14 protein-coding genes and 1 pseudogene are annotated in these 15,267 nt (G+C 72.8%); 11 read left to right on the top strand and 4 right to left on the bottom strand.

Annotated elements, in window-relative coordinates:
• Nucleotides 1-105: 105 nt before the first annotated feature.
• On the top strand, nucleotides 106-813 hold the full coding sequence (locus tag AB0I15_RS59995; protein WP_358118234.1) for an ABC transporter ATP-binding protein: 708 nt from the start codon (nucleotides 106-108) through the stop codon (nucleotides 811-813).
• Nucleotides 814-876: 63 nt separating this feature from the next.
• Here AB0I15_RS59995 and AB0I15_RS59990 read toward each other — a convergent pair whose 3' ends face one another.
• Nucleotides 877-2,346 carry an aldehyde dehydrogenase family protein gene (locus AB0I15_RS59990; protein ID WP_358118232.1) on the bottom strand — a complete coding sequence of 490 codons (1,470 nt, stop codon included), beginning with the start codon at nucleotides 2,344-2,346 and terminating at the stop codon, nucleotides 877-879.
• 61 nt (nucleotides 2,347-2,407) lie between these two features.
• On the opposite strand from AB0I15_RS59990, the gene AB0I15_RS59985 reads away from it, so the two are divergent.
• From AB0I15_RS59985 to AB0I15_RS59945, 9 genes are all read left to right on the top strand, one after another.
• Nucleotides 2,408-3,235: an IclR family transcriptional regulator gene (locus AB0I15_RS59985; RefSeq protein ID WP_358118230.1), complete on the top strand. Its 828-nt coding sequence runs from the start codon at nucleotides 2,408-2,410 to the stop codon at nucleotides 3,233-3,235.
• Between the two features lie 182 nt (nucleotides 3,236-3,417).
• Complete coding sequence (locus tag AB0I15_RS59980; protein ID WP_358118228.1) at nucleotides 3,418-4,713, top strand: ABC transporter substrate-binding protein; 1,296 nt, start codon at nucleotides 3,418-3,420, stop codon at nucleotides 4,711-4,713.
• Entirely contained in the window at nucleotides 4,713-5,453 is a 741-nt protein-coding gene (locus AB0I15_RS59975; RefSeq protein ID WP_358118226.1) for an ABC transporter ATP-binding protein, read from the top strand. The genes AB0I15_RS59980 and AB0I15_RS59975 overlap by 1 nt, the downstream gene beginning before the upstream one ends.
• Complete coding sequence (locus AB0I15_RS59970; RefSeq protein WP_358118224.1) at nucleotides 5,450-6,172, top strand: ABC transporter ATP-binding protein; 723 nt, start codon at nucleotides 5,450-5,452, stop codon at nucleotides 6,170-6,172. Before AB0I15_RS59975 ends, AB0I15_RS59970 begins: the two co-directional genes overlap by 4 nt.
• 1 nt (nucleotide 6,173) lies before the next feature.
• Nucleotides 6,174-7,040, top strand: coding sequence for a branched-chain amino acid ABC transporter permease (locus AB0I15_RS59965; RefSeq protein ID WP_358118222.1), 867 nt, complete (start codon nucleotides 6,174-6,176; stop codon nucleotides 7,038-7,040).
• On the top strand, nucleotides 7,037-8,065 hold the full coding sequence (locus AB0I15_RS59960) for a branched-chain amino acid ABC transporter permease (protein WP_358118220.1): 1,029 nt from the start codon (nucleotides 7,037-7,039) through the stop codon (nucleotides 8,063-8,065). Before AB0I15_RS59965 ends, AB0I15_RS59960 begins: the two co-directional genes overlap by 4 nt.
• Nucleotides 8,055-9,326 carry an amidase gene (locus AB0I15_RS59955; RefSeq protein WP_358118218.1) on the top strand — a complete coding sequence of 424 codons (1,272 nt, stop codon included), beginning with the start codon at nucleotides 8,055-8,057 and terminating at the stop codon, nucleotides 9,324-9,326. The genes AB0I15_RS59960 and AB0I15_RS59955 overlap by 11 nt, the downstream gene beginning before the upstream one ends.
• A 26-nt stretch (nucleotides 9,327-9,352) precedes the next feature.
• The gene (locus AB0I15_RS59950; RefSeq protein ID WP_358118216.1) at nucleotides 9,353-10,816 is read left to right on the top strand and encodes an aldehyde dehydrogenase family protein; all 1,464 of its coding nucleotides are present in this window, start codon (nucleotides 9,353-9,355) and stop codon (nucleotides 10,814-10,816) included.
• Between the two features lie 151 nt (nucleotides 10,817-10,967).
• Entirely contained in the window at nucleotides 10,968-12,236 is a 1,269-nt protein-coding gene (locus tag AB0I15_RS59945; RefSeq protein WP_358118214.1) for a family 43 glycosylhydrolase, read from the top strand.
• 62 nt (nucleotides 12,237-12,298) lie between these two features.
• Here the strand turns inward: AB0I15_RS59945 and AB0I15_RS59940 are convergent, their stop codons facing one another.
• The 3 genes from AB0I15_RS59940 to AB0I15_RS59930 all read right to left on the bottom strand — a co-directional run bounded on the left by AB0I15_RS59940 (nucleotide 12,299) and on the right by AB0I15_RS59930 (nucleotide 14,657).
• Entirely contained in the window at nucleotides 12,299-13,108 is an 810-nt protein-coding gene (locus tag AB0I15_RS59940; RefSeq protein WP_358118212.1) for an SAM-dependent methyltransferase, read from the bottom strand.
• 56 nt (nucleotides 13,109-13,164) lie between these two features.
• Nucleotides 13,165-13,701 (bottom strand): NUDIX domain-containing protein, encoded by a 537-nt coding sequence (locus AB0I15_RS59935; RefSeq protein WP_358118210.1) that lies wholly within the window; start codon nucleotides 13,699-13,701, stop codon nucleotides 13,165-13,167.
• Nucleotides 13,702-13,820: 119 nt separating this feature from the next.
• Nucleotides 13,821-14,657 carry a helix-turn-helix transcriptional regulator gene (locus AB0I15_RS59930; RefSeq protein WP_358118208.1) on the bottom strand — a complete coding sequence of 279 codons (837 nt, stop codon included), beginning with the start codon at nucleotides 14,655-14,657 and terminating at the stop codon, nucleotides 13,821-13,823.
• 127 nt (nucleotides 14,658-14,784) lie between these two features.
• Between AB0I15_RS59930 and AB0I15_RS59925 the strand changes: the two are divergent.
• Nucleotides 14,785-15,251: pseudogene (locus tag AB0I15_RS59925) on the top strand (SAM-dependent methyltransferase).
• The last annotated feature ends 16 nt before the right edge of the window (nucleotides 15,252-15,267 follow it).

Raw genomic sequence — 15,267 nt, 5'->3', positions numbered from 1 at the left:
CACGAGCAGAGTCTGAAGCGATCACGACCGCCGAGGTGGGACCTTGATCGGCGTGTCACCACAAACAGGGCAAACCCAATCTGCTACGGCACTAGCGTGCTGCCCGTGAACAGTGATGACAGGACGGGACAGGTCGTCGTACATCTGGACGGGGTGCGCAAGGAGTACGGCGGGACCACGGCCCTCGACGGCGTGTCCCTGGAGATCCGCGCGGGGGAGGCCGTCGCCGTGATGGGGCCCTCCGGCTGCGGCAAGTCGACCCTGCTCAACATGATCGCCGGCCTCGACCGGCCGACCGCGGGCACGGTCGTGGTCGACGGCCACGACCTTGGCCGGCTCGACGAGACGGGGCTGGCGCTGTTCCGGCGGCGGCACATCGGCATGGTCTTCCAGTTCTTCAACCTCATCGACGACCTGCCCGCGCTGGACAACGTCACCCTGTCCGCCCAGCTCCTCGGCATCCCGGCCCGCCAGGCCCGCCGCCGCGCCCTGGAGTTGCTCGACGAGCTCGGCATCGCCGACCGCAAGGACGCCTACCCGGCCGTGCTGAGCGGGGGCGAACGGCAGCGGGTGGCCGTGGCGCGCGCCCTCATGAACCGCCCGGCCCTGCTGCTGGCCGACGAGCCGACCGGCGCCCTGGACAGCCGCTCGGGCGAGCAGGTGATGGACCTGCTCATCGACCTCAACCAGATCGGCCAGACCCTGCTGCTCGTCACCCATGACCCCCACCTGGCCACCCGCTGCGCCGGACGCCTGGTGGAGCTGGCCGATGGCCGGGTGGACAGGGAGAGCACGCTGGAACGCACCGAATGACCCGTCACCCACGCATGGCCCCGACCAGCACGGGCAGCGCGACCACCGAGCTGGGGGCGGGGGTCAGAAGGGGAAGGTGCGGTTCTGGTCGCGTACGGTGACCCACTGCAGCTCGCAGAACTCCTCGGCGGCGAAGCCCAGCCCGAAGCGGCCCCACCCGCTGCCCTTGACGCCGCCGAACGGCATCTGCGGCTCGTCGTTGACGGGCTGGTCGTTGACGTGCACGATGCCGGCGTCGAGCCGGGCGGCCAGCCGCAGGCCCCGCTGGGTGTCGCCGGTGATGATCGAGGCGGCCAGGCCGAAGTCCGAGCGGTTGGCGCGGGCCACCGCCTCCTCGGCCGAGTCGACCACCTCCAGGACCACCACCGCGCCGAAGGTCTCGCCGTGCGAGATCTCCGCCTCGTCCGGTACGTCGGTGAGCACGGTGGCCGGGTAGCACGGAGGCTCGGGCACGCCACCGGCCAGAACGCGGGCGCCGAGCCCGACGGCCTCCTTGACCCGGCGGTCGAGCAGCGCCAGCGCCCATTCGTTGATCACCGGCCCCACGACGGTCGCCGGATCGCGCGGGTCGCCGGTCGGCAGGGCCGCCGCCCGAGCCGCGAACCGCTCGGCGAACTCCTCCGCCAGCGGGCGCTCGACGTAGACGCGCCGGGCGCACATGCACACCTGGCCCTGGTGCACGAAGGCGCCGTAGACGGCGGCGTCGACGGCGTAGGCGATGTCGGCGTCGCCCGCCACGATGAGCGGGTTCTGGCCGCTGAGCTGGAGCACCACGCGCTTGAGGTGCCTGCCGGCCTTCTCGGCCAGCCGCCTGCCGGTCGGGGTGGAGCCGGTGAAGTTGATCCTCTTGACGAGCGGGTGCGCCAGCAGCGCGTCGCCGACGGCGCCGGCCTCGCCCGGGGCGTGGGTGACGACGTTGAACGCCCCGGCGGGCAGCCCGGCCTCGTGGAGGATCTCCGCCCAGAGCCCGCCCCCCGTGTACGGGGACTCCTCCGACGGCTTGAGCACCACCGTGTTGCCGAGCGCGAGCGGCCCGATGCTCGCCCGCCCGGCCAGCACGACCGAGGAGTTCCAGGGCGCGATCCCCGCCACCACGCCCACGGGACGCCGCACGGCCATGGCCCGCGTGCCCTCGACGTCGGACGGCAGCAGCTCCCCGTCCGGCCGGTAGGCGAGTTGCGCGGCCTGACGCAGCAGCTTGAGCGCGAAGTCCATCTGCACCCCGCCGAAGTGCCGGCCGCAGCCGGTCTCCAGCGCGAGGGCGCGCAGCACCTCGTCGTGGCGGGCCTCCAGGAGGTCGGCCGCGCGCAGGAAGATCCGCTGCCGCTCCCAGGGCAGCGTACGGGCCCACCGGCCGAACGCCTCGTGCGCGGCGGCGACCGCCCGCTCCGCGTCCTCCGCGTCCCCGGCGGCGACCTCGCCCAGCACCTCCCCGGACCAGGGGGACCGGTTCGGATACGTACGCCCTGAGCCGGCCTCCACCCAGTCACCGCCGATGAAGTGCCGCACGTCCCGCCAGCCGGCTCCTGCCATCGAGTCCCCGATCCCACTCGCGTTCGAATCACTGAAACTGTATGACCGTATCCTGACGATCGTGACCGATGACGCACGCCCCCGTGGCCGCACGAGCGCCGACGCCGCCTTCTCCGTGTCCCTGGAGCGCGGCCTGCGCATCCTGTCCGCCTTCAGCGGGGACCGCGCCGTGCTGGGCATCGCCGACCTGGCGCGGGCCGTCGGGCTCAACAAGAGCACGACGTACCGCTACGTCGCCACCCTCACCAAGCTCGACTACATCCGCCAGGACCCGGAGACCAAGAAGTACTTCCTCGGGCCGCGCGTGGTGGACCTCGGGTTCGCCGCGATCGACTCCATGGAGCTCACCAAGGTCGCCGGGCCGCTGCTGCAGGCGCTGGCCGACGAGACCGGGTTCACGGTCAGCCTGGGGCTGTGCGACGGGCCCGACGTGGTCTACGTGGACCGCAGGCGCAGCGGCCGGCGCAGCTCGCTGGCCATGGACCTCAACCTGCACGTGGGATCCCGGCTGCCGGCGTACTGCACGTCGATGGGCAAGGTGCTGCTGGCGTACAAGGACCCGGCGGCGCTCAGGCAGATCCTCGACCGCACCGACATGGCCCGCCGCGGGCCCAAGACGATCACCAACCGCGAGCAGCTCATCGCCGCGCTGGCCAAGGTGCGCCAGCACGCGCTCGCGGTCAACGACGAGGAGCTCGCGCCGGGGCTGCGCTCGTTCGCCGCGCCGGTGTGGGACCGCTCGGGCGAGGTCGTCGCCGCGGTCAACATCGCCGTGCACCTGACGATCTCGCCGACCAGCGTCGAGGCGCTGGCCGGGCGGGTCGAACCGGCACTGCGGCGCACCGCCGCGGAGATCTCCAGGCGTCTCGGGCACCGCCCGCGGACGTAAGGCGTTCCAAGGAGACAAATCGCGTTCGAGTCTCCGGAACCATGTGTTGCCCAGGTGTTAACGGAACCGTACGGTCGGCTCAACTTCCGGCCACCCGAGGTTCGCGCCGCTCTCCGGCCACGAGGTGGCCCACCCCCTGAGCGATGGCGGCGTGCGCAGCATGCCGCCGACAAGGAGTTGGCGTGAGCGACACCTCTTCGGACGGCCTGAACCGCCGTTCCTTGCTGCGGGCGGCCGCCGCCCTCGGCGGTGCATCCCTGGTGAGCGCCTGCGGCGGCCTGAAGGGCACCGGCGCCTCGTCGTCGGACGTGCTCAGGATCGGCTACGTCAGCCCCCAGACGGGCCCGCTGGCCGGCTTCGCCACCGCCGACAACTTCGTGGTCAAGCGCATCCAGGAGGCGATGCGCGACGGCTTCACCGCCGGCGGCAAGAAGCGCAGGATCGAGATCGTCGTCAAGGACACCCAGTCCAACCCGAACCGCGCCACCGAGGTCACCCGGCAGCTCATCAACAGCGACAAGGTGGACCTCATCGTCGGCTCCTCCACGCCCGACACCACCAACCCGGTCGCCGACCAGTGCGAGGCCAACGGCATCCCGAACGTCACCACGATCGCCCCCTGGGAGGCGTGGTTCCACGGCCGCGGCGGCAAGGCGGGGCAGGGCTTCACCTACACCACCCTGTTCTTCTTCGGGATGCGGGAGTTCGCCGAGTGCTTCTTCCCGATGTGGCAGCGGATGGACGTGCCGAACAAGAACGTGGCCGCGCTGTGGCCCAACGACACCGACGCCAACGCCTTCCGCCAGGGCCTCGGCCCGATGATGAAGAAGGCCGGCTACACGCCCGTCGACGGCGGCGCCTACCAGGGCGGCGCGACCGACTTCACCGCGCAGATCGCGAAGTTCAAGGAGTCGGAGGCGGACCTGTTCACCTGCACGCCCATCCCGCCGGACTTCCAGACGTTCTGGAAGCAGGCGCGGCAGCAGGGGTTCAAGCCCAAGCTCGCCACCGTGGCCAAGGTCATGCTGTTCCCCTCCGAGGCGGAGGCGCTGGGGGAGCTGGCCGCCGACATCGCCACCGACTTCTGGTGGACGCCGGCGCACCCGTACAAGTCCACGCTCGACGGCACGAGCGCCAGGCAGCTCGCCGACGCCTTCGCCGCGGACACGGGCAAGCAGTGGACCCAGGCGCTCGGCTCGGTCTACTCGCTGTTCGAGATCGCGATCCAGGCGTTCAAGGAGGCGGGCGACCCCAAGGACCGCGACGAGGTGGCGTCCAGGCTGCGCTCCATGAAGATCAGCTGCATGAGCGGGAACCTCGACTTCACCACGGGACCGCACCCGGGCATCGCGATCCAGCACCCGGTCGGCGGCCAGTGGCGCAAGGGCGAGCGGTTCCCCTGGGACGTGGTGATCGTCGACAACTCCGGCAACAAGGACGTCCCCGTGGGCGGCGACCTCCGACCCACCAACGCCTGATGACGACTCCGCTGCTGCGTCTCGACGGCCTCACCAAGAGCTTCGGCAAGGTGAGCGTGGCCAAGGAGCTGACGCTCTCCGTCCGGCCGGGCGAGGCGCTCGGGATCGTCGGGCCGAACGGGGCCGGCAAGTCCAGTCTGTTCGCCATGATCTCGGGCGATCTGCGCCCGGACGCCGGCGCCGTGTGGCTGGAGGAGCGCGACGTCACGCGCGTCCCGCCGCACGTCCGTACGCGGGCCGGCATCGGCCGTACCTACCAGGTGCCGCGGCCGTTCGAGCACCTGACCGTGTTCGAGAACGTGCTGGTGTGCGGCCACCAGGGCGCGGCCCTCACGGGCAGGCGGGCACTGACGCACGCCATGGCGGTGCTCGAGCGCACCGGGCTCGCCGACCTGGCCAACACCCCGGCGGGCCGGCTCACCCTGCTGCAGCGCAAGCGCCTGGAGGTGGCGCGCGCCCTGGGCACCGGCCCCCGGCTGCTGCTGCTCGACGAGGTCGCGGGCGGGCTGACCGAGCCGGAGGTGCTCGAACTCGTCGAGGTCGTCCGCCGGCTGCACGCCGAGGGCCTCGGCATCGTCTGGATCGAGCACGTCGTGCACGCCCTGGTCAAGACGGTCGGCCGGATGGTGTGCCTGGCGGGCGGCGAGGTGGTCGCCGACGGCGAACCTCTGGAGGTGCTCGCGGATCAGAAGGTGCGCGAGCTGTACCTGGGCGTCGTGCTCGAGGAAGAGGTCCCATGACGTTGCTGTCGATCCGCGACCTCACCGTCCACCACGGCCAGTTGCGCGCGGTGGACGGGCTCGGCCTCGAACTCGAGCGGGGCGAGGTGCTGGCGATCATCGGCGCCAACGGCGCGGGCAAGTCCACGCTGCTGCGCGCCCTGGCCGGCCTCAACCTCCCCACGTCCGGCTCCGTCCACTTCGCCGGGCGCGACATCACCCGCCTGCCCGCCCACCGGCGGGTGGCGGCGGGGATCGCGCTGGTGCCGGAGGGCCGCCGGCTGTTCCGCTCGCTCACCGTGGAGGAGAACCTGCTGACCGGCGCCTACCGCAAACGCCCCGGCCCCTGGACGCTCGCCCGCGTGTACGAGCTGTTCCCCTGGATGCCCGGACGGCGCACCCAGAACGCCGCGCAGTTGTCCGGCGGCGAGCAGCAGTCGGTGGCGATCGGCAGGGCGCTGCTGTCCAACCCCGACCTGCTGCTCATCGACGAGCTGTCCCTGGGCCTGGCCCCGGTGATCGTGCGCCGCGTCTACGAGGTGCTGCCCGGCATCGTCGGCGCCGGCACCACGGCGCTGCTGGTGGAGCAGGACGTGGCCCAGGCCATGCGGGTCGCCGACCGGGTGCACTGCCTGCTCGAAGGCCGGTCCGTGCTCCAGGGGCGGCCCCGGGACCTGACCGCGGAGCAGGTCGAGCACGCGTACTTCGGGATCGGGCCCGTACGAGAGGGGCGGGACTGACATGGGCTGGCTCAACGCCGTCGTCCAGGGGCTGCTGCTCGGCGGCCTCTACGCGCTGTTCGCCACCGGGCTGTCGCTGATGTTCGGCGTCATGCGGATCGTCAACCTGGCCCACGGCGACCTCGCGGTGGTCGCGTCGTTCCTGGCGCTCGCCCTGGTCGGCGGGACCGGGCTGCCGCTGTGGATCGTGCTGGTGGTGACCGTGCCGCTGTTCGCGGTGCTCGGCTACCTGACCCAGCGGGTGCTGCTGCAGCGCAGCCTGTCGGCGGGGCCGCTGGCCACGCTGCTGGTCACGTTCGGCCTGTCGATCGTGCTGCAGAACGTGTTGCTGGAGCTCTTCTCGGCCGACACCCGCACCCTCGACGGCGGCTCGTTCGCCACCGGCTCGTTCGAGCTCAGCGGCTCGATCTCGGTCGGCTACCTCGCGCTGGCCACGTTCCTGCTGGCCTGCGCCGCGCTGATCGGCATCCAGGCGTTCCTGTCGCGCACCGGCCTCGGCCGGATGCTGCGCGCCTCCTCCGACGACCGCGAGACCGCGAGCCTGATGGGCGCCGACAGCCGCCACGTGTACGGCGTCGCCACCGCCATCGCCTTCGCCACCGTCGCGCTCGCGGGCCTGATGTTCGCCATGCGCTCGTCGTTCGACCCCTCGATCGGGCCCTCGCGGCTGATCTTCGCCTTCGAGGCGGTCGTCATCGGCGGCCTGGGCTCTCTGTGGGGCACGCTGCTGGGTGGCATGGTCCTCGGCGTCACCCAGTCGCTGGGCGCGCAGATCGACCCCGCGCTGACCCTGCTCGCCGGACACCTCGTCTTCCTCGCCGTGCTGGCCTTCCGGCCGCAGGGCCTGCTCGCCGGACGGACCGCATGACGATCTCAGAGACCCTGACCGGACGCGCGGCGGCGGCCCTGCGCGTGAGCCGGGCGGGCCGGTCGTCGAAGGTGTCGGCCGTGGTCATGGCGGCCGGGGCCGCGCTGCTGGCGGCGCTGCCGTTCCTGGTGTTCAGCACGGTCACCGACACGCTGGTCAACCTGTTCGTGCTGATCGCGCTGGCGAGCATGTGGAACCTGCTCGCGGGGTTCGGCGGGCTGGTGTCGGTGGGGCAGCAGGCCTACATCGGGATCGGCGCCTACACGGTGATCGCCCTGGCCGACCTGGGCGTGCAGCCGTACCTGGCGGTGCCGCTGGCGGCGCTGACCTGCGCGGTGTTCGCGGTGCCGACCTCGTGGCTGGCCTTCCGGCTGCGGGGCGACTACTTCGCCGTCGGCACCTGGGTGATCGCCGAGGTCTACCGGCTGGTCGTCGTCCGGATCGACAGCGTGGGCGGCGGCAGCGGCAAGGGGCTGACCGGGCTGTCCGGCATCGACCAGACGCTGCGCGGGGCGCTGACGTACTGGGTCGCGCTGGCGCTGGCGCTGGCCACGATCGCCGGGTGCTACCTGTTGCTGCGCGGCCGGCTCGGGCTGTCGCTCATGGCGGTGCGCGACGAGGAGACCGCGGCCGGGGCGGCCGGGATCGACGTGGGGCGGGCCAAGCGGCTGGTGTACCTCGTCGCGGCGGCCGGGTGCGGCGCGGCGGGCGGGGTGATCACAATCAGCTCGCTCAGCGTCAACCCGGACTCCATCTTCAGCGTCCAGTGGTCGGCGTACATGATCTTCATCGTGGTCATCGGCGGCATCGGGTTCATCGAGGGACCGCTGCTGGGCGCGTTGATCTTCTTCGGGCTGCAGCAGCTCCTGGCCGACTACGGCTCGTGGTACCTGGTGCTGCTCGGCGCGGTCGGCATCGCGGTCGCGCTCTGGCTGCCGGGCGGGCTGTGGGGCCTGGTGCGCGGCAGGACCGGCCTGAGCCTGTTCCCCGTGGGCTACCTCGTACGGAGGCCCGATGGCGGATGAGCTGATCGAGCGGATGCTGGCCAGGATCGAGGCCACCGAGCCCACCCTGAACGCCTACGCCACGGTGACCGCCGAGCGGGCCCGCGCCCAGGCGGCCGAACTGGCCAGGGGAGAGTGGCGGGGGCCGCTGCACGGCCTGCCGATCGGGATCAAGGACCTGATCGACACGGCCGGGATCCGGACCGCCTACGGCTCGCCCAGGTTCGCCGCCCACGTGCCGGAGCGGGACGCGGAGGCCGTACGGCGGCTGCGGGCGGCGGGGGCCGTGATCCTCGGCAAGCACACCACGCACGAGCTGGCCTGGGGCGGGCGGACCGACAGCGCGTTCTTCGGGCCCACCCACAACCCCTACCGGCGGGGCCACATCCCCGGCGGGTCGTCCGGCGGGTCCGCGGCCTCCGTCGCCGCCGGCAGCAGCCTGGGAGCACTCGGCTCGGACACGGCCGGCAGCGTGCGCATCCCCGCCGCGCTGAGCGGCTGCGTCGGGTTCAAGCCGACCCGTGGCCGCGTCCCGCTGGACGGCGTGCTGCCGCTGGCGCCGTCCCTGGACCACCTCGGAGTGCTGGCGCCCACGGTGGACGCCGCCGCCCTGCTGATGAGCGGCCTCGCCGCCCCGCTGCCGCCCCTGCCGCCGGCCGCGCCTCGGGTGGGCTGGCTGGGCGGCTGGTACGACGCCGTGCTCGCCCCCGAGGTGCGCGCGGCCCTCGCGGTCACCCGCGCCCGGCTGGAGGGGCACGGCGTGGTCGTGGAGGACGTCATCGTGCCCGGCGAGCCGCTCATGCCGGAGGCGGTGCTCGCCAGGGTCGTACGGGAGGCGGGCGCCTACCACCGGGACGCGTTCGAACGGCAGCCTGGGCTGTTCGGGCCGGACCTCGCCGAGCTGATGCGGCTGCCCCCGCCGGCCGCCGAGCAGGTCGAGCGGTGGGAGGCGGCCGCCGGCCGGATGGTGGCCGCCCTGCGGCGGGCGCTGGTGTCGTACGACGTGCTGGCCTCGGCCACCGTGCCGATCGTGGCGCCGCCCATCGGGGCGATGACGGTCGTGGCGGGAGAGCGGGAGTGGCCCGTCGAGCTGGTGCTGACCCGGCTCACGTCGCCGTACAACGCCGCCGGGCTGCCCGCGGTGTCGGTGCCGGTGGCGCTCGCCGGCGGCCTGCCCGTCGGGCTGCAGCTCGCCGGGGCGGCCTGGCGTGACAACGTGGTCCTGGAAGCGGCCCGGCTCGTCGAGTGCCTCATGCCCCCGCTGCCCCGGCCCGCGCATTGAGAACAACGAGGGAAAGGACGTTCGCTGTGGGACTTCTCGACGGCGTCGACTGGCAAGCGAAGATCTTCAAGGACGGCGAGTGGACCGCCGGGCGGGGCGGCCACTACGCGGTCGTCGAGCCGGCCACCGGCAAGGAGCTCGGCCGGATGGGGCTGGCGACCCCCGAGGACGTCGCCGAGGCGGGCGTGGCCGCCCGGCGCGCCCAGCGGGAATGGGCGGCGCTGCCGCACACCGCGCGCGCCGCCGTCCTGCGCAAGGCGGGTGACCTGTGGCAGCGGCACGCCGAGGAGATCAGCGGCTGGAACGTCCGCGAGGTCGGCGCCGTGCCCGGGATGGCCGGGTTCGCACTGCACGTGGCGGCCGAAGAGTGTTACGAGGCGGCCTCCCTGCCCAGCCGGGCGATCGGCGAGGTCCTGCCGTCGGAGCAGCCCCGGCTGTCGATGGCGCGGCGGATCCCGGCCGGCGTGGTCGCGGTGATCTCGCCGTTCAACGTGCCGATCATCCTCGGCATCCGCTCGGTCGCCCCGGCGCTCGCGCTCGGCAACGCCGTCCTCCTCAAGCCCGACCCGCGCACCGCCGTCACCGGCGGCACACTCATGGCCCGCGTGTTCGAGGAGGCCGGCCTGCCGCCCGGCGTGCTGCAGGTGCTGCCCGGCGGCGTCGAGGTGGGCGAGGCCCTGATCACCGACCCGGCCGTCCGGGTCGTGTCGTTCACCGGCTCGACCCCCGTGGGCCGCCGCATCGGCGAGCTCGCCGGCCGCCACCTCAAGCGCGCCCACCTCGAACTGGGCGGCAACTCGGCGCTGCTCGTCCTCGACGACGCCGACGTGGACGACGCGGTGAACCTGGCCGCGTGGGGCTCGTTCTTCCACCAGGGCCAGATCTGCATGACGGCCGGCCGCCACCTGGTCGCCGGCCACCTGTACGACGCCTTCGTCGAACGCCTCGCCGCCAAGGCCGCCGCGCTCCCGGTCGGCGACCCGGCCGCCGGCGAGGTGGCGCTCGGTCCCGTCATCGACGCCGGGCAGCGCGACAAGATCCACGGCCTGGTCACCGCGAGCGTGGGACAGGGGGCGACGCTGGCGGCCGGCGGCACGTACGAGCAGCTCTTCTACCGGCCCACGGTGCTGGCCGACGTGCCCCTGACCGCGCCCGCGTTCGTCGAGGAGGTCTTCGGCCCCGTCGCCCCGGTCACCTCCGTCGCGTCGGCCGAGGAGGCCGTCGAGCTGGCCGCCGCCGGTGAGTACGGCCTGTCGCTCGGCATCGTGACCCGCGACGTCATGCGCGGCCTGGCCGTCGCCGAGCGGATCCCGACCGGCATCGTGCACATCAACGACCAGACCGTGAACGACGAGGCCAACGCGCCCTTCGGCGGCGTGCGCGCCTCCGGCACCGGCTCGCGCTTCGGCGGCGCCGCGGCCAACGTCGAGGCGTTCACCGAGACCCGCTGGATCACGATGCGCGGAGAGCCGCCGCGCTATCCGTTCTGACGCACGCCGTCGCGCCCGGGGCCCGCCCAGCCGGGTCCCGGGCGCACGGATTCCCGCCGAGAGACCCTTTCCCGCCGAGCCGAAATGGATTACAACGTAGTAAAGGTGATCGGAGGTACCCATGCGGCACTTGGGCCGTCTCGTTCTGGTATTGACCACCGTCGCGGCCTGGCTGCCGGCGGCCGCCTCGGCCGCGGCCGCCGTGGCTCCGGCGGCGCTCATCAACTCCGACTTCCCCGACCCCGACGTCATCCAGGCCGGCTCCACGTACTACGCCTACTCCACCAGCGGCTCGGCCGGGCGCATCCCCGTCGCCAGCGCGCCGTCCGCCACGGGTCCGTGGACCAGGCGCGGGGACGCGCTGCCGAACAAGCCGTCCTGGGCGGGCACCGGCGGCTTCTGGGCGCCCGACGTCTCACGCCGCCCCGACGGCCGCTACCTCATGTACTTCACCGCCCCCAGCACCGCGACCGGCCGGATGTGCCTCGGCGCCGCGGTCTCCGACACCCCGCTCGGCCCGTTCCAGCCTCTCGGGAGCGGGCCGCTCGTCTGCGACGCGAGCGAGGGCGGCGACATCGACCCGTCGAGCTTCGTCGACACCGACGGCCGGCGATATCTGCTCTACAAGAACGACGGCAACGCCGTCGGCCGCCCCACCATCATCTGGCTGCAGCAGGTCGCCGCCGACGGCGTCACCTTCATCGGCGGACGCACCGAGCTGATCCGCAACGACCGGCCCGAGGAGGCCGGGGTCATCGAGGCTCCCGTCCTGGTCAAACGGCCCTCCCAGTACGTGCTCTTCTACTCGGGCGGCTCCTACACCGGCAACAGCTACTTCACCGGTTACGCCGTGTCCTCCTCGCTCACCGGCCCCTACACCAAGGCGTACCGGCCGCTGATGACGACGGCCAGTTTCGACGGGGCCGTCCAGGGGCCCGGCGGCACCGACGTGCTCGGCGACCGCGCCTTCTTCCACGGCTGGGTGAACAACGCGCGCTGGATGTACAGCGCCGAACTGGGATGGGCCAACGACTACCCGGTGGTCCGCGGCAGCCGGGTCCGCTACGAGGCCGAGCGCGGCGCGCTCAACCACGCCGTGGTGCGCACCGGCGCGGCGGGCGCCTCCCAGGGCGCGGTCGCCGCCAAGATCGACTACGCCGACAGCTGGGTGGACGTCACCGTGTACGCGCCGGTCGCGGGGGCGTACACCGCCCACGTCGCCTACGCGGCCGGGTTCGGCGACGCGCAGCACCGGCTGACCGTGAACGGCTCGGCGCAGACCACCCTGAACTACCCCGACCGCGGCTGGGACAACTGGACCCAGGTCTCGGCCGGCGTCACCCTGAACGCCGGCTGGAACGTGCTGCGCTTCCAATATCAGACCCGCTGGGCCGAACTGGACTACGTCGAGCTCGCCTGACCGGCCTCCGCCGTGATCATCCGCGCGGGCGCCGTCCCCGGCCTCGAAAGAGATCTCCGGGCTCAGCGCTTGCGGGCCACTCCGCACACGGCGCTCACCACGTTGCGCGGCTCGTCCCACCGGTCCGGGTCGGGCCGCCACTCCGGCGTCGGCACCACGCCGGGATGCACCAGCTCCAGCCCCGCGAAGAAGCCCGCGATGCGCTCGGGGCCGCGGAGCTGGTAGGTGTTGGCGGCGTTCTTGTTGTAGCCGTTGACCGCCTCCATCAGCGCGGGGTTGGTGTTGGTGCCGTCGCTCAGCGCCAGGTGGCTCCCCGGTACGAGCGGTTCGAGCAACTGGGAGATGATGCCCCGCGGATCGTCCTCGTCGGTGACCTGGCCGACGATGCTCAGCATCATGACCGCGACCGGCCGGGTGAGGTCGAGCGTCTTGGCCGCTCCTTGGAGGATGAGGTCGGGGCGGCGCACGTCGGCCTCGATGTAGTCCGTGGCGCCCTCGGGGGAGCTGGTGAGCAGGGCGCGGGCGTGGACGAGCACGATGGGGTCGTTGTCGACGTAGACGACGCGTGATTCCGGCGCGAGGCCCTGGGCGACCTCGTGCGTGTTGTTCGCGGTGGGAAGCCCGGTGCCGATGTCCAGGAACTGCCGGATCCCGGCCTCGCGCACCAGGTAGCGGACCGCGCGGATGAGGAACTCGCGCTGCAGGCGCGCGACCATCGCGAAGTCGGGGAACAGCCGCAGCAGGGTCTCGCCCGCCTCGCGGTCCACCTGGAAGTTGTCCTTGCCGTCGAGCAGGAAGTTCCAGACCCGTGCGGAGTGCGGCACGGTGGTGTCGATTCGGGCCAAGGCCGCCGCGGGGTCGTTGTCACGCATGAGGGAGCATCACCAACGCGTATAGGTGGAACACGGGCTTCGTCGCATTAACCACGTTATCGCCCCTTCCGGGGCATTGCTTGATCTTTCTCTGCGCGTGGCGCGCCGGCCTGGCCGAAGTACGCCGCGACGACCTGGGAGTGGAGGGTGAAGGCCAGGTCCGCGGGGCCGTCGATGATCAGCCACTCCGACGTCTCGGCCGTGGCCCGCATCGGCGGGAGACCGTCCAGGGCCACGCGCGGGCCGAGGGCGAAGATCAGAATGGTCCCGTCGGGGGCGCTGATCACGTCGAACAGCCCCACCGCGTCCGCCTCGACGACCACCCCGGTCTCCTCCCGCAGCTCCCGGACGGCGGCCTGCTGCCACGACTCGCCCAGGTCGACGTAACCGCCGGGCAGGGCCAGCCCGCCACGGTGCGGCTCGACGTCCCGCCGCACCACCAGCACGCCGTCGTCCACGGGCAGCACCATCACCGCGACCGGCAGGGGGTTGAGATAGCCGGTACGGCCGCAGGCCGCGCACGTACGCGGCCAGGGCAGGTCCTGGGGGAAGGCCGTGCCGCAGAAGGAGCAGTACGCGTTCTTGGTCGCCACGAGGCCGATCCTAGATCCCGGCCCGCCATCGATCGCTCGCCCGGCCGGGCGAGGCGGCTCAGACCCGGCGGAGCGGCCCTCCGCTCGACGCGCGGCGGTGGGCGCGGTGGCAGCACGCCTTACAGCGTGGCGTGGAACGGTGTGCCCAGGCTGCCCAGCAGCGACAGCGCCTGTTCGGACGGGCTGCCGGGGTCGGCCTGGTAGACGACGAGCTGCTGCCCGGGAGCGCTGTTCACGGTGAACGCCTCGTACGTCAGCGTCAGCTCGCCCACCAGGCGGTGCCGGAAGCGCTTGGTCTCGTGGGCCTTCTGCCGGATGTCGTGCCGGGCCCAGAGCCTGCGGAACGCCTCGCTCCTGACCGACAGCTCGCCCACCGTCTCGATGAGCCGGGGGTCGTCGGGGTCGGCCCCCGCGGCGGCCCGCAGCCCGGCGACGGTGTTGACCGCCACGCGTTCCCAGTCGGGGTAGAAGTCGCGGGCGTCCGGGTCGAGGAAGACGAGGCGGACCAGGTCGTCGCTGTGGACGTGGCCGTCGAACAGGGCACGGCCCAGGGCGTTGGCGGCCAGGACGGTCAGGCGGCGCCCCAGCACCACGGCCGGCGTGGTGGGCCAGCCCTCCATCAGGCGCAGCAGGCCCGGGCCGACCCGTTCGGGACGCGGGGCCGGACGGCGGCGGCCGGGGGTGCCGCGCGCCAGCGCGTGCAGGTGCGCGGTCGCGTCCCCCTCCAGCGTGAGGGCGCGGGCGAGCGCGTCGACGACCTGCGCCGACGGGTGCCGCTCGCGGCCCTGCTCCAGCCGTACGTAGTAGTCGGCGCTCACCCCGGCCAGCAGGGCGACCTCCTCGCGGCGCAGCCCCGCCACCCGGCGCAGGCCGCCGGCGGGCAGGCCGAGGTCTTCGGGCCGCACCAGCTCGCGCCGGGCCCGCAGGAACTCCCCGAGTGCGTTCTTGCCGTCCATGATGAGTCCAGGCTAGGCGCGGCGGGCGGCGCGCGGTGCGGTTCAGGGTGGGGGCGTCACTCCTAGGAACGCTCCCTCAGGGAGCCGGCCGGCCGCAGAGAATGCCCAGATGTTCCGTTGACCGATCGTGCTCACCCATGCCCGCGCCCTGCTGCGCGGCACGCCGGAGGGCAGGACCGCCTACCTGGACGCGGACCTGCGCCACCCCGAGGACGTCCTGCGCGGCGCGGCCGAGACGCTGGACTTCGACCGGCCCATCTGCCTGCTGCTGCTCGGCATCCTGGAGTTCGTCCCGGAGCTGGACCGGGCCTACGAGATCGTGCGCACCCTGCCACGGCCCTGCCCTCCGGCAGCTTCCCGGCGATCGCCAGCAGCGTCCAGAGCCCCGCCATGGAGCAGGCGGCGGCCCTGTGGAACGAGGGCGGCGGCACCCCCATCACGCTGCGCGGCCCGAAGGAGCTGGAAGGCTTCTTCGAGGGCATGGAGGTGCTGGAGCCGGGTGTGGTGGCGCTGCCGCAGTGGCGGCCGGAGTCCGACACGCAGTACACCGATCGCGAAGTGTCCCAATTCGGTGGCGTGGCCCGCAAACCCTGACCAATCGCCCAAGTGT

It is taken from the genome of Nonomuraea sp. NPDC050643 (genome assembly GCF_040654715.1).
Classification (GTDB): domain Bacteria; phylum Actinomycetota; class Actinomycetes; order Streptosporangiales; family Streptosporangiaceae; genus Nonomuraea.
This window is presented reverse-complemented; position numbering and strand designations above follow the sequence as displayed.

Excerpts from the sequence above, each read along its gene's own strand:
- AB0I15_RS59955 (WP_358118218.1), top strand. The coding sequence starts at position 8,055 with ATGGCGGATGAGCTGATCGAGCGGATGCTGGCCAGGATCGAGGCCACC.
- AB0I15_RS59940 (WP_358118212.1), bottom strand. The coding sequence starts at position 13,108 with ATGCGTGACAACGACCCCGCGGCGGCCTTGGCCCGAATCGACACCACC.
- AB0I15_RS59975 (WP_358118226.1), top strand. The coding sequence starts at position 4,713 with ATGACGACTCCGCTGCTGCGTCTCGACGGCCTCACCAAGAGCTTCGGC.
- AB0I15_RS59970 (WP_358118224.1), top strand. The coding sequence starts at position 5,450 with ATGACGTTGCTGTCGATCCGCGACCTCACCGTCCACCACGGCCAGTTG.
- AB0I15_RS59960 (WP_358118220.1), top strand. The coding sequence starts at position 7,037 with ATGACGATCTCAGAGACCCTGACCGGACGCGCGGCGGCGGCCCTGCGC.
- AB0I15_RS59930 (WP_358118208.1), bottom strand. The coding sequence starts at position 14,657 with ATGGACGGCAAGAACGCACTCGGGGAGTTCCTGCGGGCCCGGCGCGAG.
- AB0I15_RS59965 (WP_358118222.1), top strand. The coding sequence starts at position 6,174 with ATGGGCTGGCTCAACGCCGTCGTCCAGGGGCTGCTGCTCGGCGGCCTC.
- AB0I15_RS59990 (WP_358118232.1), bottom strand. The coding sequence starts at position 2,346 with ATGGCAGGAGCCGGCTGGCGGGACGTGCGGCACTTCATCGGCGGTGAC.